The sequence below is a fragment of the Bacillus sp. IT-79MI2 genome (assembly GCF_949768135.1).
Classification (GTDB): Bacteria; Bacillota; Bacilli; order Bacillales; family Bacillaceae_G; genus Bacillus_A; species Bacillus_A pseudomycoides.
In genome coordinates, this window is record NZ_CATKPV010000022.1 from 88,628 (window position 1) to 104,494 (window position 15,867).

Genomic DNA, 15,867 nt, shown 5'->3' on the forward strand with positions numbered 1-15,867 from the left:
GTTTTTATTTCTATAGTATATCTATCAATAGAGAGAGGGATATAGTATGAAATTTGATGATCAACGTCTACTCGGAATTAGATTAGGTTCTTTACTTGTAACGGAAGAGAATCAATATTTAGTCATAAAGAAAAAAGAACATTATTCCTTATTAGACATTGAAACGTTAGAGTGTACATCTCTTGAAGTATCATTGGATCCTCTTGAAGAAATGCTTCAAGAGGATCTTCAAGAAAGTATAAAGGAAATCATCGCCCCTGAGCATCTTAAGATTGTAGCTAAAAATATTATATAAAGAAAAAAGAAGAATGATAATTTAATGAAAAATGTAATGTTAGGTGGGGATACAGGTGGAAATACGTATTCATGAAAAAGATAATTCTAAAGTTGCCATTATAGAAAGTTCTGAAATTATAATAGGGGATGTACAAGGAGCATTAGACTTGATGGCATCCGTCAATTTTTCTATGATTGTCAAAAAATATTGATTAACAAAGTAAATATTACAGAGGGATTTTTTAACTTAAGAACTGGCCTAGCGGGTGAAATTTTACAAAAGTATATGAACTACGGCGTAAAATTAGCTATTGTCGGAGATCTCAATGTATATAATAGTAAAAGTCTTGCGGATTTTATATATGAATGTATTGAACTACCCCCACTTAACATTCTAACAAACTGCTTGAAGTGGGGGATTCCTACGAACACCAAAGTATCCATCGGCTTTATGAGTAGGCAATCCCCGTAGTCCCTACGGTTAGAAGCCTTAAGGCCTCTTTTCTCGAATTTTGTCCTGCGTTGACATCTCTATCATGATGCATACCACAAGAAAGACACTTCCATTCACGCAATTTCAGATCTTTCACGTCTTTGTTTTGTTTGTTGAAGAATCGTGAATACGAGTCAGCGAGGTTGTGAAGAGAAGATTGAAGAGCCGTGCTGTCCACTTCTTTGAGCCATACAAATTCTTTTTTGAGGGCAGGTAATTGCGAAGAACAAGTGCCATAGGTTAATCCTTTTCCTGTTTCTTTATATCTATCATTCCATTTTGCTAAAAAGTAATTGAATACAAAACGAGAACAACCCATTGTTTTCGCGATACGTATTTTTTGTTCTACGCTAGGGTAGATCCGGAACTTATACGCTTTATGGACGAGCACCACTTTCCACCTCACTTCCTATTTTAGTTTTTCTACATGCTTTTTTCACGATATTTATGAGAACGATATCATAATCAATTCAAAAAAATACTTCTCTCGTATCATTTCTTCTTTTTTGTCGAAATTCCTCTGTCACCCTTTAAAAATGTATACATATTGAAAGACTTTTATGATGGAACAATTCCTTATATGTAAAAATGCTTCTTACTGCATCATCTCCCTTCTATAGGAACGAACGGATCCCGATACCTCATACTGACTCTTCCGCAAGGAGAAATGTTAAGCTTTTGCCTAACCGCCATTCATCTCCCACCTACTCATTGGACCATGTCCTACCCATTCCTTGAGGTGGGAGTTTTCTGTCGGGAAATGCTAAAAGGAAGGCAGTATTCTTTTTAGCAGATGAAGAATCGGCTTTAAGTGCTCTACACTTTGTGTAGTATTGGATCTTTCTATGCTTGTCAGAACGAAAAAAGCTAGCTTTTTTGTAGCTTTTTTATTATAGCCCTTTTACTAAAGCTTCCTATAGTTTTAATAAGTTAACAATATCTCCAATAATCCCTTCGTTTTGATGAACACCTAAATCCGAGTTTGTCATAATGACAGCGCCAGTACCTCTATAAGGATATGCAAGCATCAAACATTGAAACCCAACGCCCCAACCAAGTGAAGAAATTTCTATTTCTTGGTTTGGAGTGTCAAGAAATATACCCAATCCGGTCCACTTTGAACAACCTTGTGGAGAAATCATATCTTTGACGATTTTGGAGGAGAGACCGAGTTTGCTTTTGCTTTGTAAAGACTGGATGACTTCTATGATTAAGGCTGCTAAATCTGTCGGAGTTGACCAAACTCCTGCAGCAGCTAAATATGGATAGGATGGATACTTTCCATCTACCACATGTCCGTTTTTATCGTGACCACAAGCGAAAGGATTATTTGTCGTATCTTGCTTAGGGTGCAGGAGTGTACTGTTATTCATATGTAAAGGATCAAATATGAATTTTTGTAATAAAAGATTAAAAGGTTCCCCAGTAACGTCTTCTATGAGTTGTTCTATTATACAAAATCCTGCATCTGAATAGTGAAAGGTACTTTCCGGTTCATATTGAACTTCAATTGGGACTGGGCAATAAAATGTTTGACCTTGAAGAATTTGAAGAATGGTAGGTTTTCCTTTTGTAGAATGATATATATCAAAGCTTTCAGGTGGATCAATAATTCCTGATTGATGACTTAATAGATTTCGTAAGGTAACTTTTTTACTACTAGTAAACTTATTCTCAGGAACTTTCCAAGATACAAGTTTATTATTCACATCTTCATCTAAGTTCAGTATCCCTTGATTTGCTAATTTCAATACGAGCATCGCTGTGAGGAATTTACTTATAGAACAAGCGTTGAAAATAGAATTCACGTTAACCTTCCTAGCTGTACCAAACTCAAGTGAGGCAAAACCTTCAGCATATTCTAATTTCCCATTACGAATAATAGCTAGGCTTAGTCCAGCTACCGGATATTGATTCATTTTTTCATATATATCTAGCGTTTTGAGTTCCATGTGATTATTCTCCTTTTTCAATGTTACATTCACTATATAATAAATGAAATGTTAAATAAAGGGAAATATGGCGGTGCAGGCTTGTGGAAGAAAAAACCAAAAAAGAAACCACAAATTAGATATGTCTAATTTGTGGTTTCTTTTTATTTCAACTTGTTATGTACTTTACTTAATATTGTTTATTTCTAAATTTTAAATAATTTTGTCACAACAATAGTGTATGTTGCATAGTATAAATTAAATACTGTATGACATATAGTAATAAAAATGAGGTGGGTGAATGAGTAATTTATTGAATTCGCTAACGACAGAGCTTAGGAGAGGAACATTAACATTAGCCGTTTTAAGTCAATTACGAACACCACAGTATGGATATTCACTTGTTCAGTTATTGGAGGAATCGGGTATTACCATTGATCAAAGTACTTTATATCCATTGCTTCGTCGATTAGAGAAACAGGAGTTGGTGACGAGTAGTTGGGATACATCTGAAAGTAGACCTCGTAAATATTATGTTTTAAGTGAACATGGGCTAGATATCTTTTTACAGTTAAAAAGGGAATGGATGGAGAATTCAAAGAAGCTCTATAGCTTATTAAAAGGGGAAGAAGACGATGAATCTAATTGAGATTTATATCCAAGAAGTTACTCGTAGGCTGCCTGAAAAAAATCGTGAGGATATTGCACTTGAGCTACGGTCAACCATAGAGGATATGCTACCTGATGATTACAGTGAAGAAGATGTAAAGGCGGTTCTTGAAAAATTAGGGAGTCCAGTCACATTGGCTAGTGGTTATCGAGATCGGCCAATGTACTTAATTGGTCCACGTTATTTTGATGTATATATGACGTTATTAAAAATGATTTTACCGATTGCCGCTGTCATTTCGTTAATTTCGATGATTGCCGAAAATTTTATTGGATATAGTGGAGAACAAGCGGTTATAAATATTGTTTTGAGTCTTATGGGCAAAGGAATAGGGAGCATCATTGAAGTAGGGATCCATGTATTCTTTTGGCTAACACTTGTGTTTGCTGTTTTAGAAAGAACAGATAATGGAAGAGATGAGCAGCCATTAACAGCACGCCTTAAAAAATGGACTCCTGCTGATTTGGAAAATATCTCTTATATCCCTAAGAAAAAAGTGATTCCGAAGTTTGAAGTATTTGGAGGTTTAATGTGGACTGCGATTTGGGCAACTCTTTATTTTTATTCGAGTCATCTTGTAGGTGTATATGAAAGTGGTAGAAACGGACTTGAATTTGTGACGCCAACTTTCAGTCAAGATGTTTTGCTTCGGTATTGGCCAATCGTTGTTATTATGATCGGTTTAGAAATAGCGTTGTCCCTTTATAAATTAATAAAGGGACAATGGACGCAAAGAATGGCAATATGCAATACTGTCCTTCAGCTAATTGGAACTATTGTATTTATTGTGATATTATTAAATCCCAATTTACTAAACAAAGATTTCATTACGTATATGGCGGATGTATTTACTATTACCACTAATCAATTTAAAACGTGGATAGTTGGCGGTGGAATTTTCATCTTTATAATATCTGCAGCAATCAGTGCATTTGATGGTTTCCGCAAAGCTAAAATTCGTTAATCCGTATTTTCTTTTCAATTAATAGTTGTTTTTCTTGAATAAGCAAAAATAGTTTATTCATTTCACTAAGTCTATTAAAATACCAAAAATCCCTGCTTTTTAATTGAAATCAGGGATTTTTTCTATGTTTAATGATTATAAGTTATGTCTGGAATCACGAAGATGATAGTCGTACTTGGGTTGCTCCTTCTTTAAAGCAATTCATTGAATGGTGGAGTGACGGAACAATTAGTATTCAAAAATTTGGAAGAAACATAACATAGAGGCCGATGCGATAAGACATCAGCCTCTATGTTATGTACTATATATTCCATCTTAAAATGAGCCCCGCATGTACAAGACCTCCACCAAATCCATACAAAAGTAAAGTGTCGCCATTATTGATTTTTCCATCTTTTAACCCAATATCGAGTGCTAACGGAATAGAAGCAGCAGAAGTGTTTCCGCAATATTGTAGGCTCATGAGTGTACGATCAAGAGAAATCCCTGTTCGCTCACAAATGGATTCAATCATTCTTAAATTGACGCTATGTGGAATGAACCAATCAATCTCTGCTATATCTAAATGATTTTTTTGTAGTAATTCTTGTACACCTTGTGGAACTGTATTTACAGCCCATTTGTAAACGGCTCTTCCGTTTTGAACGAGGTAGGGTGTGTCTTGTAATGGGGTTCCATTCATTGTTTTTGATAAGGCAGTTTGGTATAAGTTGATTCCGCCAGAACCTTTAGATCCCATATGAGTTCCTAAAAAACTAGGGCTGTGTTCATCATATTCTAAAAGAGCTGCACCAGCACCATCTCCGAAAAGTATGCAAGTAGTACGGTCGCTATAATCTGTGATTTTTGAAAGGGTTTCAGCGCCAATCACAAGTATCTTTTTGTTTGTCCCAGAAGTAATAAGGCCGTTGGCAACAATTAATCCATAAACAAACCCAGCACAAGCTGCACTTAAATCAATTGCTCCTGTATGAGGTATTTCAAAATAAGCCTGAACTTGACTTGCGGTATTAGGGAACATGTAATCTGGTGTAGCAGTTGCAACAATAATTAAATCAACGTCATCAACGGAAACGTGGAATCGATCAATTAAATTTTGGACAGCTCGGATACATAAAGTTGTGGAAAATTCATCAGAGGAAGTAATTCTTCGCTCATGCATACCGGTTCGTTGCACAATCCATTCATCTGTTGTTTCAACTAGGTTTGATAAATCTTCATTCGATAGTACTTTCTCAGGTACATAAGTTCCGACAGCTGTAATTCGTGCTTTTGAATTCATATAAATACCTCCTATTTATAACTAAGTTATAATACCTAGTTCTAATTGTAAATAAAATTTCTTATTAGTTCAATTATTTGTAAAATTAAGTTATTAATTATATGATCTGAATATAGAACTGAAATAGAAGGGAGCGTTTGTGATGTTGATAAATAGAGTTACTTTATACAGTAATGCATTAGAAGAAATGAGAGATTTCTATTTACATAAATTAGGTTTTCATTTATTAGAGAATAGTGGTGAAACAAGTTTTAGCATTCAAGTAGGAGAGAGTGAGTTAGAATTTTGTAAAAATAATTCGAATACCAATCGGGTTTTTACGGGCAGTTTATCTCCCACCTAACTTCTTTGCTTTCACCGAATTTTGAGGTGGGAGTATTACTGCTCGTTAATGCGGGATAAATAGACAAGGAGAATGTAACATATCCATTAAGAAATAAAGCAGTCCAGATAAGTGCCCTCATCCGTTTAAGGATGAGGGCAGCAGTATTGCGGTATTTTGGGGAGAATCTTGTATCGAAATATGTATAAAGTCCATCCTGACATAATGACCGGAATAATAATTGTTTTATTTTCGATTTGCTTTTTGAAAATGAGCCAGCCGACTATATCGAATAGTATGTTCAATACAATGCAAAAAACTATAAGTTATAGTGGGGATTTTGATATATTGAAACTCAAACCTTCATTATGTATTAAATTCATAATATGGTAAAATTTAGAGGGGTGATATAGAGATGGAACAGAATATACAAATTCCAAAAACAAAATTTGAAACATGTATAGAAGTACTATCCTTTGTTTTGTTATGCGGTATATTTATATATGTATTTTTTATGTGGTCGGAATTACCAGAAAGGATCCCTTCCCATTTTGACAGAATGGGGAGACCAGATGGATGGAGTGGAAAAGAAAGTATTTTAATCTTGCCAATTGTAGGCTTGCTTTTATTTTTTCTATTATACATGTTAGGGAAAGCTTCCCAACTATTTAATTATTCTATGAATGTGTCAGAAGAAAAGGCACCAAAATTATATGCAGAAGGAAGAAGATTGATGATTGCTTTAAATATTGAAATTAGCTTCTTTTTCTTTATTGCTACATGGAAGGAAGTACAAACTGCGATAGGGAAAGCGGATGGATTAGGTAGTTGGTTTTTGACAAGTTTTATAGTGATTTTATTTGTTACTTTGATAGTTTATATCATTCGATTTCGTCGTGTATAAAATAAGTTATAAGGAGGAGTGCTATGGGGTTTTGGGTGGTACTACCAATAGTTGCTTTTGGTGTCATTTACATTGGAGAAAAGATAAAGCAAATAGAAAAACGAACAGATGCTAGACTAAAGCGTATGGAAACTAGATTAGAATTAATAACAAAACAAATGGGAATTAGAGAGGTAGAGCCCGAAATTAATAATGAACTGCGGCAGCTTGTGAAAGCTGGAAAAACAATTACAGCAGTTAAGAAAGCGCGCGAAGCATTTGGGTATTCATTGCTGGAAGCGAAAGAATATGTGGATTCTTTATAACAATATAAATAGATCCATCTCTTAATATGGATTATACTGAATGGAAAGCAGAAAAAAGATAAGCAAATTTGCTTATCTTTTTTCTTTTTCGCTCTGTTAAATTTTAATGTTGCTAATCAGATTCTAACGCTCCAGTTAATTGAAGAAGGTAGAAAGAATTCACAGTATTACACCTGAAAAGTTGCCTTTTAATACTACCTTTTCATTCTGATTTTTACATAAAAAGGATGTAATAATAGCTGTTCTATTATTTTCTTGCCTTTCGTATTTTTCAATTTTAGCTTCACAAATTATTGTATCCCCTGTAAATACAGGTCTTAAAAACTCAAAATTCATAGTACGAGCCAGTACGTTATTATCTCCACCTATTTTCGTTGGTAGAGTTGCCGTTAGTAACCCTTGGGTTACAAGTCTTCCCTGTTCATCTGGGGTTATATGGTGAATCCCTTCATCACCTGAAACCTCTGTAAATAATTCAACATCTTTTACTGTAAAAGTTCGTTCAAACATAATTATATCTCCGACTTTTAAAGACATATAAATCTCCTCCCTAAAGTTTAAATACTGTTATGGTTTGTTATAGTTTGAATATTGTAACAATTAAGAGCGGTGTTCAACTATTCCGACCGTTAGCTCAATAAGGACTACACATTGAATTTTGATAAGCGTAAACCGTCATACGTTTTTCTCATTTCATTGATTAGACGACCACCAACAGAGGATGTAGGTTCAACAGAGTGTTTCTCTCATTGAAAAGCTTGCTCTTTTTTCGTTTGAGATAGTTTGTCCATATGCTTTAATAAGCTATTAAACGCTTTGTTAACCATTTCCCCTTAACAGAGCCTTCTTTTTAGAAGGATTAGTGAACCATTCTCGTATTCACGTAAGCTGCTAATATAACATGTCCAACGATAATAATAGGAACAATAATTTGTGTGTTGGGCGTAGTGAAGACGCTACCAATTGCCGCAATGACACCAGCTGCTAAGTTATAAAGCCCAACTATGTTTGCTAGTTTTTGCTTATCTTGTACACGTCTTTCATTAAATCCAGATAAGAGCCAAGTATACTGTTTTACTCCTACAAAGTAAGATAATGCGAAAGAAATTATAGCGATGATACATAATGATGGAGAAGCGAAGAGGGCCATGATTACACCTCCGAAATCATTCTTATGTGCATTCTACAAATCGTCTAGCACTGTTAGAGAGTTTCCGATCTTTCAACCATATTATTGATGATTCAGATTGAAATGGAAAATCTATTAAATCTACTATTCTGATAAATTCTTGCGGGATATAAGATACAGCACTTTTAGGTAGAATAGATGCTCCGATCCCAGCCATGATGAGCATAAGTACAAATGAAGAGTCGGGACATTCACATGCTATATTTAATTTTATACCATGGCGGTTGCATTCATCAATGACGAGCTGATGGTAACTGTCTTCTTTATCTTTATGTAAAAGTAAGAGGGGGATATGATCTAGTTCAGTTATGGAGATTGGAAGATTTGAATGATGAAGCCCCCATTTTGCAGGCATGACTAATACGAATGGCTCCTTTGATACACAAATACTAGAAAAAGCCTTCGTATTAAAAGGGGTACGTAAGACAGCGAGTTCAATATTCCGATTTTCTAATTGCTCTATTAAGTATAAAGGACCACCTTCCCATATTTTTAAGTTTACATTTGGATAGTTCTCTTGAAAATAACGGATTTTTTCAGATAAAAAAGGACCAAAATTTGTATGGATCGTAGCTGCAACTACCTGGTCAATTTTTGAAATTGCGACCGCTTTTGCAGGAGAAATAGGGATGGCTGTTTTTGGTGGCTCTGCTTTAGCAGGATTTGCTCTTTTCCGCGTTTTGTTCGGATTAACAGAAGGGCCGTCTTTCGCCGTTTCGAATAAGACAGCCGCAAACTGGGCAGCGCCAAAAGAACGAGCTTTTCTAACATCCCTTGGCTTTGTAGGTGTTCCGTTAGGTGCAGTATTAACTGCACCTGTAGCGGTTATGCTACTGTCTTTTACAAGTTGGAAAATGATGTTTTTTATCCTTGGTGCAATTGGTATTATATGGGCAGTTATTTGGTATTTTACTTTTACAAGTATGCCTGAAGATCATCCGCGAGTGACGAAAGAAGAACTAGCTGAGATTCGTAGCTCTGAAGGTGTGCTTCAATCAGTAAAAGTAGAGAAAGGGATCCAAAAAGAGCCGTGGTATTCTTTTTTTAAAGTTCCGACATTCGTCATGGTTACGTTAGCGTATTTTTGCTTTCAATATATCAATTTCTTAATATTAACTTGGACACCGAAATATCTGCAAGATGTATTCCATTTTCAATTATCTTCTCTTTGGTATCTTGGCATGGTTCCTTGGCTTGGAGCCTGTATTACATTACCGTTAGGGGCGAAGCTATCTGATCGTATTTTACGTAAAACAGGAAACCTTCGTTTAGCTCGAACAGGATTGCCGATTATTGCTTTATTCCTTACAGCGGTTTGCTGATGCAACGATTGAGAGGCGTACAATGTATTTGATGACTGAACTAGGGGAACTAACAGAAGCGGTATTAAAACAAAATGATGATGATAATATAAAAAGAGAAATAGGATTAGAGATGTTTGATGTGATTTGGAATGTATGTGACCTAGCGAATAAATTAGAAATCGATTTAGAGAAAGCATTTCAGGAGAAGATGGAAATCAATCGAGATAGAAAATGGTAAAGACCCATAAAAACAGAGAGGAAATAAGTATATGTCAAAACAAATATTACGACATCCGACTGTTAAGAAGCTGGATGAAATAAAGTTGGTGGGATTTCGAGTTCTCTGTTCTGGTGAACAATATATTAATGAAATACCGAAAGCATCCATGCGTTTATGTAAACGTATGAGTGAAATCAAGCATGTAATCAATCCTTCGTTACAATATGGAGCATTTGTTGTAGAAAATACCTTAGACGAAGAAGAAGGATATTGGATTTGCGTTGAAGTGAAAGAATACGAGGAGATTCCAACCGATATGGTATTTTTATCAGTTCCCTCTCAAAGATATGCTATTTTAAGACATCAAGGATCTAATGACAAGATTATGGATGCCTATACTCGCTTACATAAATGGATTGAAGAGAATGAATACAAAAGGCTGAAAGATAAATGGCATTTAGAAATATTTTATAATTGGAATGATACTGAGAATATAGATGTAGAGTTGTTAGATACGATTGAATGATATAAATTTATTATGTTTTAAAAGCATAAGTCCTGCATAAAAACAAAAAATCTCAGAGCATAAAGCTCTGAGATTTTTTGTTAATTATCAAACTATTTTAATCGTGAATTGCGCTGTTAAGGGTTTTGTTTGAAAAAATGAAATTTCGAAATATTAGTTATTTAATTTGTGTTAAATACTGTGAAATGATAGTGGTACCGAAAGTACTAAATGAGTACTTTAAGTTCAGGGGGGCGACTATGAAACAAAGAATCTTAACAGAAACAATTCATCAAATTCAAACGAAGGGGTTTACATTTACAATTAGTGACTTAGCAACACAATTAGCGTAAGCGTCAAATATTCCCCACCTACAATTTGTAAATAACCCATGAGATAATCTCCTTACATACTACATGTGGAGGTTTTTTTATGAAAAAGGAATTTGGATGTTTTTTCCGAATTTGTTTATCTATGAAAACAACACTTTCACATTCAAATCAACCCACAATTGAATCACTTCAAGCTCAAGTAGAGGAACTCACGGCAAAAGTAAGATGGTATGAAAAACAATTTCGTCTCAGTCAACAAAAACGGTTTGGTACGTCTAGCGAAAAAACACCTAATAATCAACTTGCTTTAGAACTGTTTAATAAGGCTGAGAAAGAAAGTGATTCTGAAACCCCTGAACCAGCTGTTGAAACAATCACCTATCGTCGCAAAAAGAAACACGGTCATAGGGATGAGTCTGTCCAAAACATTCCGGTTGAAACCGCAAAAGAGAACAATTTAAGTCCTTATCATTATCTTCGTTATTTGTTTGAAACGCTCCCCAATATCGATTTAAACAATAAAGAGGAAATTGATAAAGTCTTGCGGTGGTCAATGGATTTACCATCTAGTTGCAACGTACCGAAAAAAAGTGAAGCAAACAAAAAGTAACTCTAAAATCAACCTTTATTGTATATTTTGGAGTTACTTGACGTTTACTTATAAATAATAATGGCAAACAGTGTCTTTCTTATTACTTAAAAATCTTTCTTAAAATTTTAATTTTGTTCCTATACGGTGGAAATACCAACCCTAAGTCTATCCTTGAGCTTTTCTTTAAAATGCTTTTACGATGTGTAAAAGTATCAAAACTATGTTTGCCATGATAGGCACCAAACCCTGCATTTCCTACTCCACCAAAAGGCAAGTGGAGATTAGCCATATGTGACATTGTATCATTGACGCATCCTCCTCCAAAAGAAATTCGTCCTAATACCTGTTTTTCAACATTTTTATTTTCAGTAAACACATACAAAGCTAATGGTTTAGGGTTGTTGTTAACCATATGAATGACCTCATCTAAATCATTGTACTCCATAATTGGTAAAATCGGTCCGAAAATTTCTTCTTTCATAGCTGCATCATCCCATGATTTTACTTCAAGAAGTGTTGGTTCAATATATAAATGACTTCTAGATGAATTTCCACCAAATACTATATAAATTTGGTCTTGTTCTAATATAGAAATAAGTCTATCGAATTGTCTCTCATTGACAATTCGACCATAATCATTGCTTTTTGATACATCTGATCCATAAAAGTTTGTGATTATCTCTTTCATTTTCGAAATCAGTTCTACCTTGACAGATTTGTGTGCAATAACGTAATCAGGTGCTATACAGGATTGCCCAGCATTTATGAATTTTCCCCAGATAATACGTTTGGCTGCTATATCGAGGTTAGCTGTTTCATCGACAATAGCTGGTCCTTTTCCACCAAGTTCTAATGTTACTGGTACAAGGTTTTTCGCCGCAGCTTCCATGACAATTTTTCCAACTGGAACGCTACCAGTAAAAAAGATATGGTCAAATGGTGCATGAATCAATAAAGAAGTTGTTTCTCTATCTCCTTCAATTACACGAATATATTGCTTATCAAACGTTTCACTTATTATTTTGTTAATTACAGCTGAAACATTTGGTGCATTTTCTGAAGGTTTGAGGACTACACAATTTCCTGCCGCAATTGCCCCAATAAGAGGTTCAATTAATGATTGGAATGGATAATTAAAAGGTCCAATAATTAGCACTGTACCATATGGCTCTTTTATTATGTAGCTTTTGGAAGGCGCAAAATGAATAGGTGTTTTTACTTTTTGAGGTTTCATCCACTGTTTTAGGTATTTCATTATAAAGTTGATACTGTTATATGCGAAACCAATTTCTGCAGCATATGCTTCAAACTCGCTTTTGTGTAAATCTTGATATAATGCGCTCAGCACTTGATTTTCATATTGCTTAATAGAATTTTTTAATTTTTCTAACTGTTCAAGACGAAATTGAAGACTTCTTGTATAATCATGATGGAAAAATTGTCTATGCTCTTGAATAAGTTGTTGAATATTATCAACCATTAGGAAATCCCTCCAATAGCAAGAAAATATTTAAATACTATGTACATCAATTGTAAAAACGATTTGATCCCAATCCATTTATTGTACGTATTAGTCAGACAAATCATTCTTTCTATTAATCTTACAAAATTGTAAGATATCTGTCATCTTCTTCAATAGCATTTAAAAATACCCAGCTTATATACTAAAGGTAAATTTACTAAAAGAGGAGTGTGATAATATGCATGAAGTGATTGAAGAAGTGGTAGCTGGCCTATGTGAATTCGTAGTTGAAGTTGCAGGTGAAGTCGTTACTAGCATCTTTACAGATTGGAATACAGAGGAAGAAAAAGAAGAAAAAGATATATTGTAAATTAAGATATACGATTTTACATGTTCCAATTAGCTGTGAGTAAGAGGACAATCTATGAGCACTTCTCTTCAAAGGACGAGATAGTAGATGAAATTATTCGTAATATAATAGAAAGTATTCAAGAAAAGGAAAAAAATATCGCTGAAGATGATACGTTACAAACAGTTGGAAAAATAAGATGCATCTTAATTTGTATTCCACAACAATTTAAATTCATGGATGCACGTTTATCATTTTAACCGAGAAGACCCACTCCTCTAAACGAGGTGAAGGTGGGGGTAGTTCAATGAAAAGAACCCTTCGCATTATATTTAGGTTAGGTAAGTGAAACAGTTGAAATTAAAAGGACCACACATATTAAACATGTCTAATATGTGTGGTCCTTGTTTAGTTAAAATAATGATTTAGACTAAACATCATTGGTTTAATTGTATTTATCTATTCTTATGTTTTAAATTTAATAAAATAAAGATGTAGACTGTTGACTAAATTTCATTTTATACAAAGATTTTTTATTGTTAAAAATTTCTATTTATTCAGAGTCCAAATATTCCATAAAACCCCTCATATAATTTAAGTACAAAACTTCACAAATTAAAAATTATATATGTGTTTTGAGTTTGTATAGAAAGTCAAAAGCGAACTTTTCCTTTTCCTTGTATTTTTCAATATTTTCGGGTAAGTAACAATGATGTTTATTAAGTATATTTGTTTCTAGATATTCAATCGTTTCCAGTAAGGATTGTCCCCTGAGTGATCCAGTGATTAAAGATTTAACAATTAAAAATGTCTCTCCACCCTCAAGTAAATGTGCATCGTGGAGAATTTTAGCTTCTAGGCTTTCTGGTTTTCCATCCTTTTGAGAACCGTCTGCTACTTCTAGAATTCGTTTTATTTTTTCTCCACTAAACCCAATACCCTTAAGAAATTCTTCAATACTTATTCTTATCTCTTCTTCATATATTACTCCGTGAAAATATGCGCCATATTTAAGTAAATCCTCATCTACTTTATTTTTATATATTTTAGCCATTTCTAGAGATAAATTTAAAATTCTTTTTATATGTTCAACATTGTGCATTATATCTTTTTGAGCATAGTAAGGTAATATGAAATCTTCAATTAATTGAATAGTGTCCAATTTCAACAGCTCCTTTATTTTTAATAAATGTATTTGATTTCCTCCCACATTATAGATCCGTTTTCTTTAATTGAATAAACAAAAAACCGACAATAGTATACCAATCCTTTCTCAATTAAATCAAATATTAATACATCTGTAGAGTGATAATAAAGTTGTTTAATTCGCTATAATAAAGCAAGAGCCTTACTACATATCAAATGTAATAAGGCTTTAAAAAAGTTGTTTAAAACTGAATTGATCTAAAAGAATATTGTTACTTAAAATGATAATAAAGTTGTTTAATTTTTTTCAACTAAAGCACCTGTTACTTTAAGTACAACATTTCACAATCTTACACATTGATGTTAATCACATTTCTTTCAGAAAGGGGAATTATAGGTTAATTTGCGCCCCTGTTAGATAATGGGGGGCTGTTCATGTAGTCGTGGCTTCGCCACTCCTGCAAAGACGTTTCGTTTATATAAACGGCTATTCAACAAACTGGAATTTGGCGAACACGGATTATGCTTATACTATTCGCCTGTTCTTTTTGTCGTATATCACAACGGTTACAATTGAAACAAGAACAATCACAGCATTTGCGGCAATGGTTCCCGCCCAAGTCATAGTCATGGTGCCGAAGATGGGGGATGCCGCATTGAACATGGTGTGGAATAATACGCACATAAACACACGGCCTTTTCCTGATATTTTGTAGATTGCCCCGTTGAAAAACCGAAACGCAATGAGTTGAACTGCAAACATCCAAAAGTTAATGAGTCCCTCTCCGTGATTCGTCCCCGGAATGAAGAAGAGAGGGATATGCCATAAAATCCAAATGATTCCAACAAAAACAGAAGACAAAACAAAACCGTATTTTTTGTCAAGCTCAGGCTGCAATATGTACATCCAGCCAGCTTCCTCCAAGCCACCGATAATAAGATTACCAAGCAGGGAAAGGAAGAACGTATAAAATGGAAGCACCATTTCCGTGTGGCCTGAAACTGCAATATGTATCAAAAAATACAGTGCAAGTCCTGCAACAACGAACAAATAGAGAGATATGCTATTTTTGGCATAAAAAACAGTTCTCAACCATTCCTTGAAACCTGCTATTTTGTTATTTTTCTTCAGAACGATATATGAAGCAATAGCGGGCGACAAAATATAGATTGCAAAGGGGATATTCATCCCGAATTGCTGTAACGAGTGAACCCAATTGTGAACCGAATATCCGAATTTCCCAAGAGCAATCAAAGCACCTGACACAAGATAGGCTATGCAAAATGTCAGCATCGTAAATTGTACTGTGATTTTTTTGTCTGTCATGATTTCTTCACCTCACATTTTAAATGTATACATTAAATTTTAACGGATGGACGCTTTGACTTTTATCACCTAATGTTTGCTTTCTGCCAATTCAAAGTTGCGCTCCGCACAAAATATAAATAATCTCCATTACAAATTCTAATTTATCGACTTGTTTCTAAGCCCCAATTATGGCACTATTTCGTGGTACAGTTATTTTTCCGGTACTTCATTAGCTCATGCTTTATCAAGTAGTTAAGCATTACTTCCCAACTTATTAAACTACTTTATTATCACTCTACAACATCAAAAACT

General features: G+C 34.3%; 17 protein-coding genes and 7 pseudogenes. 14 read left to right on the forward strand and 10 right to left on the reverse strand.

The genetic code is table 11. From position 1 onward, the window contains the following. The first annotated feature begins 46 nt into the window (after positions 1 to 46). Positions 47 to 295: a hypothetical protein gene (locus tag ACM6HU_RS01515; protein ID WP_016115528.1), complete on the forward strand. Its 249-nt coding sequence runs from the start codon at positions 47 to 49 to the stop codon at positions 293 to 295. Positions 296 to 350: 55 nt separating this feature from the next. Then, a pseudogene (locus ACM6HU_RS01520) lies at positions 351 to 646 on the forward strand (DUF4180 domain-containing protein); the annotation flags it as partial. A 223-nt stretch (positions 647 to 869) separates the two neighbouring features. On the opposite strand, the pseudogene ACM6HU_RS01525 reads toward ACM6HU_RS01520, so the two are convergent. Both ACM6HU_RS01525 and ACM6HU_RS01530 read right to left on the reverse strand, forming a co-directional pair. Then, a pseudogene (locus ACM6HU_RS01525) lies at positions 870 to 1,160 on the reverse strand (helix-turn-helix domain-containing protein); the annotation flags it as partial. Positions 1,161 to 1,683: 523 nt separating this feature from the next. Next, positions 1,684 to 2,721, reverse strand: coding sequence for a serine hydrolase domain-containing protein (locus ACM6HU_RS01530; RefSeq protein ID WP_016115524.1), 1,038 nt, complete (start codon positions 2,719 to 2,721; stop codon positions 1,684 to 1,686). A 280-nt stretch (positions 2,722 to 3,001) separates the two neighbouring features. Between ACM6HU_RS01530 and ACM6HU_RS01535 the strand changes: the two genes are divergently transcribed. Next, entirely contained in the window at positions 3,002 to 3,349 is a 348-nt protein-coding gene (locus ACM6HU_RS01535; protein WP_016115523.1) for a PadR family transcriptional regulator, read from the forward strand. After that, positions 3,336 to 4,334, forward strand: coding sequence for an HAAS signaling domain-containing protein (locus ACM6HU_RS01540; protein WP_016115522.1), 999 nt, complete (start codon positions 3,336 to 3,338; stop codon positions 4,332 to 4,334). The genes ACM6HU_RS01535 and ACM6HU_RS01540 overlap by 14 nt, the downstream gene beginning before the upstream one ends. Before the next feature lie 301 nt (positions 4,335 to 4,635). Here ACM6HU_RS01540 and ACM6HU_RS01545 read toward each other — a convergent pair whose 3' ends face one another. After that, complete coding sequence (locus tag ACM6HU_RS01545) at positions 4,636 to 5,616, reverse strand: ketoacyl-ACP synthase III (RefSeq protein WP_414847964.1); 981 nt, start codon at positions 5,614 to 5,616, stop codon at positions 4,636 to 4,638. 142 nt (positions 5,617 to 5,758) lie between these two features. On the opposite strand from ACM6HU_RS01545, the gene ACM6HU_RS01550 reads away from it, so the two are divergent. The 3 genes from ACM6HU_RS01550 to ACM6HU_RS01560 all read left to right on the forward strand — a co-directional run bounded on the left by ACM6HU_RS01550 (position 5,759) and on the right by ACM6HU_RS01560 (position 7,147). Beyond that, entirely contained in the window at positions 5,759 to 5,959 is a 201-nt protein-coding gene (locus ACM6HU_RS01550; protein ID WP_016115520.1) for a VOC family protein, read from the forward strand. Positions 5,960 to 6,353: 394 nt separating this feature from the next. Next, a complete protein-coding gene (locus ACM6HU_RS01555) occupies positions 6,354 to 6,842 on the forward strand; it encodes a DUF1648 domain-containing protein (RefSeq protein WP_414847965.1) in 489 nt (162 codons plus the stop codon). 23 nt (positions 6,843 to 6,865) lie between these two features. Further along, on the forward strand, positions 6,866 to 7,147 hold the full coding sequence (locus tag ACM6HU_RS01560; protein ID WP_016115518.1) for a hypothetical protein: 282 nt from the start codon (positions 6,866 to 6,868) through the stop codon (positions 7,145 to 7,147). Between the two features lie 159 nt (positions 7,148 to 7,306). Here the strand turns inward: ACM6HU_RS01560 and ACM6HU_RS01565 are convergent, their stop codons facing one another. The 4 genes and pseudogenes from ACM6HU_RS01565 to ACM6HU_RS01580 all read right to left on the reverse strand — a co-directional run. Next, positions 7,307 to 7,684, reverse strand: a complete 378-nt coding sequence (locus ACM6HU_RS01565; protein ID WP_016115517.1) for a hotdog domain-containing protein — start codon at positions 7,682 to 7,684, stop codon at positions 7,307 to 7,309. A gap of 143 nt (positions 7,685 to 7,827) precedes the next feature. Continuing rightward, positions 7,828 to 7,974 (reverse strand): annotated as a pseudogene (locus ACM6HU_RS01570) (IS1595 family transposase); the annotation flags it as partial. A gap of 32 nt (positions 7,975 to 8,006) precedes the next feature. After that, positions 8,007 to 8,297 (reverse strand): DUF3784 domain-containing protein, encoded by a 291-nt coding sequence (locus ACM6HU_RS01575; RefSeq protein ID WP_016115516.1) that lies wholly within the window; start codon positions 8,295 to 8,297, stop codon positions 8,007 to 8,009. A 22-nt stretch (positions 8,298 to 8,319) separates the two neighbouring features. Continuing rightward, a pseudogene (locus ACM6HU_RS01580) lies at positions 8,320 to 8,886 on the reverse strand (LysR family transcriptional regulator substrate-binding protein); the annotation flags it as partial. Between ACM6HU_RS01580 and ACM6HU_RS01585 the strand changes: the two are divergent. The 5 genes and pseudogenes from ACM6HU_RS01585 to ACM6HU_RS01605 all read left to right on the forward strand — a co-directional run. Beyond that, a pseudogene (locus ACM6HU_RS01585) lies at positions 8,867 to 9,655 on the forward strand (MFS transporter); the annotation flags it as partial. The pseudogenes ACM6HU_RS01580 and ACM6HU_RS01585 sit on opposite strands and share 20 nt — an antisense overlap. After that, on the forward strand, positions 9,630 to 9,878 hold the full coding sequence (locus ACM6HU_RS01590; protein ID WP_033671330.1) for a MazG nucleotide pyrophosphohydrolase domain-containing protein: 249 nt from the start codon (positions 9,630 to 9,632) through the stop codon (positions 9,876 to 9,878). The pseudogene ACM6HU_RS01585 and the gene ACM6HU_RS01590, both read left to right, overlap by 26 nt. Before the next feature lie 31 nt (positions 9,879 to 9,909). Continuing rightward, complete coding sequence (locus tag ACM6HU_RS01595; RefSeq protein ID WP_016115512.1) at positions 9,910 to 10,386, forward strand: GyrI-like domain-containing protein; 477 nt, start codon at positions 9,910 to 9,912, stop codon at positions 10,384 to 10,386. A gap of 185 nt (positions 10,387 to 10,571) precedes the next feature. Further along, positions 10,572 to 10,715: pseudogene (locus ACM6HU_RS01600) on the forward strand (TetR/AcrR family transcriptional regulator); the annotation flags it as partial. A gap of 82 nt (positions 10,716 to 10,797) precedes the next feature. Further along, on the forward strand, positions 10,798 to 11,307 hold the full coding sequence (locus ACM6HU_RS01605; RefSeq protein WP_016115510.1) for a transposase domain-containing protein: 510 nt from the start codon (positions 10,798 to 10,800) through the stop codon (positions 11,305 to 11,307). A gap of 82 nt (positions 11,308 to 11,389) precedes the next feature. On the opposite strand, the gene ACM6HU_RS01610 is transcribed toward ACM6HU_RS01605, so the two are convergent. Then, positions 11,390 to 12,769, reverse strand: coding sequence for an aldehyde dehydrogenase (locus ACM6HU_RS01610; protein ID WP_016115509.1), 1,380 nt, complete (start codon positions 12,767 to 12,769; stop codon positions 11,390 to 11,392). A gap of 220 nt (positions 12,770 to 12,989) precedes the next feature. Here ACM6HU_RS01610 and ACM6HU_RS01615 point away from each other — a divergent pair, with 220 nt between their 5' ends. Both ACM6HU_RS01615 and ACM6HU_RS01620 read left to right on the forward strand, forming a co-directional pair. Then, on the forward strand, positions 12,990 to 13,121 hold the full coding sequence (locus ACM6HU_RS01615; protein WP_016115508.1) for a hypothetical protein: 132 nt from the start codon (positions 12,990 to 12,992) through the stop codon (positions 13,119 to 13,121). A gap of 26 nt (positions 13,122 to 13,147) precedes the next feature. Beyond that, positions 13,148 to 13,351 (forward strand): annotated as a pseudogene (locus ACM6HU_RS01620) (TetR/AcrR family transcriptional regulator); the annotation flags it as partial. 371 nt (positions 13,352 to 13,722) lie between these two features. On the opposite strand, the gene ACM6HU_RS01625 reads toward ACM6HU_RS01620, so the two are convergent. Both ACM6HU_RS01625 and ACM6HU_RS01630 read right to left on the reverse strand, forming a co-directional pair. Beyond that, complete coding sequence (locus ACM6HU_RS01625; protein WP_414847966.1) at positions 13,723 to 14,310, reverse strand: hypothetical protein; 588 nt, start codon at positions 14,308 to 14,310, stop codon at positions 13,723 to 13,725. A 462-nt stretch (positions 14,311 to 14,772) separates the two neighbouring features. Beyond that, entirely contained in the window at positions 14,773 to 15,573 is an 801-nt protein-coding gene (locus ACM6HU_RS01630; RefSeq protein WP_113710323.1) for a CPBP family intramembrane glutamic endopeptidase, read from the reverse strand. Positions 15,574 to 15,867: the final 294 nt, after the last annotated feature.

What these genes read in the sequence shown, in the direction of transcription:
- ACM6HU_RS01515 (WP_016115528.1), top strand. Translation starts at nt 47, where the DNA reads ATGAAATTTGATGATCAACGTCTACTCGGAATTAGATTAGGTTCTTTA.
- ACM6HU_RS01530 (WP_016115524.1), bottom strand. Translation starts at nt 2,721, where the DNA reads ATGGAACTCAAAACGCTAGATATATATGAAAAAATGAATCAATATCCG.
- ACM6HU_RS01535 (WP_016115523.1), top strand. Translation starts at nt 3,002, where the DNA reads ATGAGTAATTTATTGAATTCGCTAACGACAGAGCTTAGGAGAGGAACA.
- ACM6HU_RS01540 (WP_016115522.1), top strand. Translation starts at nt 3,336, where the DNA reads ATGAATCTAATTGAGATTTATATCCAAGAAGTTACTCGTAGGCTGCCT.
- ACM6HU_RS01545 (WP_414847964.1), bottom strand. Translation starts at nt 5,616, where the DNA reads ATGAATTCAAAAGCACGAATTACAGCTGTCGGAACTTATGTACCTGAG.
- ACM6HU_RS01550 (WP_016115520.1), top strand. Translation starts at nt 5,759, where the DNA reads ATGTTGATAAATAGAGTTACTTTATACAGTAATGCATTAGAAGAAATG.
- ACM6HU_RS01555 (WP_414847965.1), top strand. Translation starts at nt 6,354, where the DNA reads ATGGAACAGAATATACAAATTCCAAAAACAAAATTTGAAACATGTATA.
- ACM6HU_RS01560 (WP_016115518.1), top strand. Translation starts at nt 6,866, where the DNA reads ATGGGGTTTTGGGTGGTACTACCAATAGTTGCTTTTGGTGTCATTTAC.
- ACM6HU_RS01565 (WP_016115517.1), bottom strand. Translation starts at nt 7,684, where the DNA reads ATGTCTTTAAAAGTCGGAGATATAATTATGTTTGAACGAACTTTTACA.
- ACM6HU_RS01575 (WP_016115516.1), bottom strand. Translation starts at nt 8,297, where the DNA reads ATGGCCCTCTTCGCTTCTCCATCATTATGTATCATCGCTATAATTTCT.
- ACM6HU_RS01595 (WP_016115512.1), top strand. Translation starts at nt 9,910, where the DNA reads ATGTCAAAACAAATATTACGACATCCGACTGTTAAGAAGCTGGATGAA.
- ACM6HU_RS01605 (WP_016115510.1), top strand. Translation starts at nt 10,798, where the DNA reads ATGAAAAAGGAATTTGGATGTTTTTTCCGAATTTGTTTATCTATGAAA.
- ACM6HU_RS01610 (WP_016115509.1), bottom strand. Translation starts at nt 12,769, where the DNA reads ATGGTTGATAATATTCAACAACTTATTCAAGAGCATAGACAATTTTTC.
- ACM6HU_RS01615 (WP_016115508.1), top strand. Translation starts at nt 12,990, where the DNA reads ATGCATGAAGTGATTGAAGAAGTGGTAGCTGGCCTATGTGAATTCGTA.
- ACM6HU_RS01630 (WP_113710323.1), bottom strand. Translation starts at nt 15,573, where the DNA reads ATGACAGACAAAAAAATCACAGTACAATTTACGATGCTGACATTTTGC.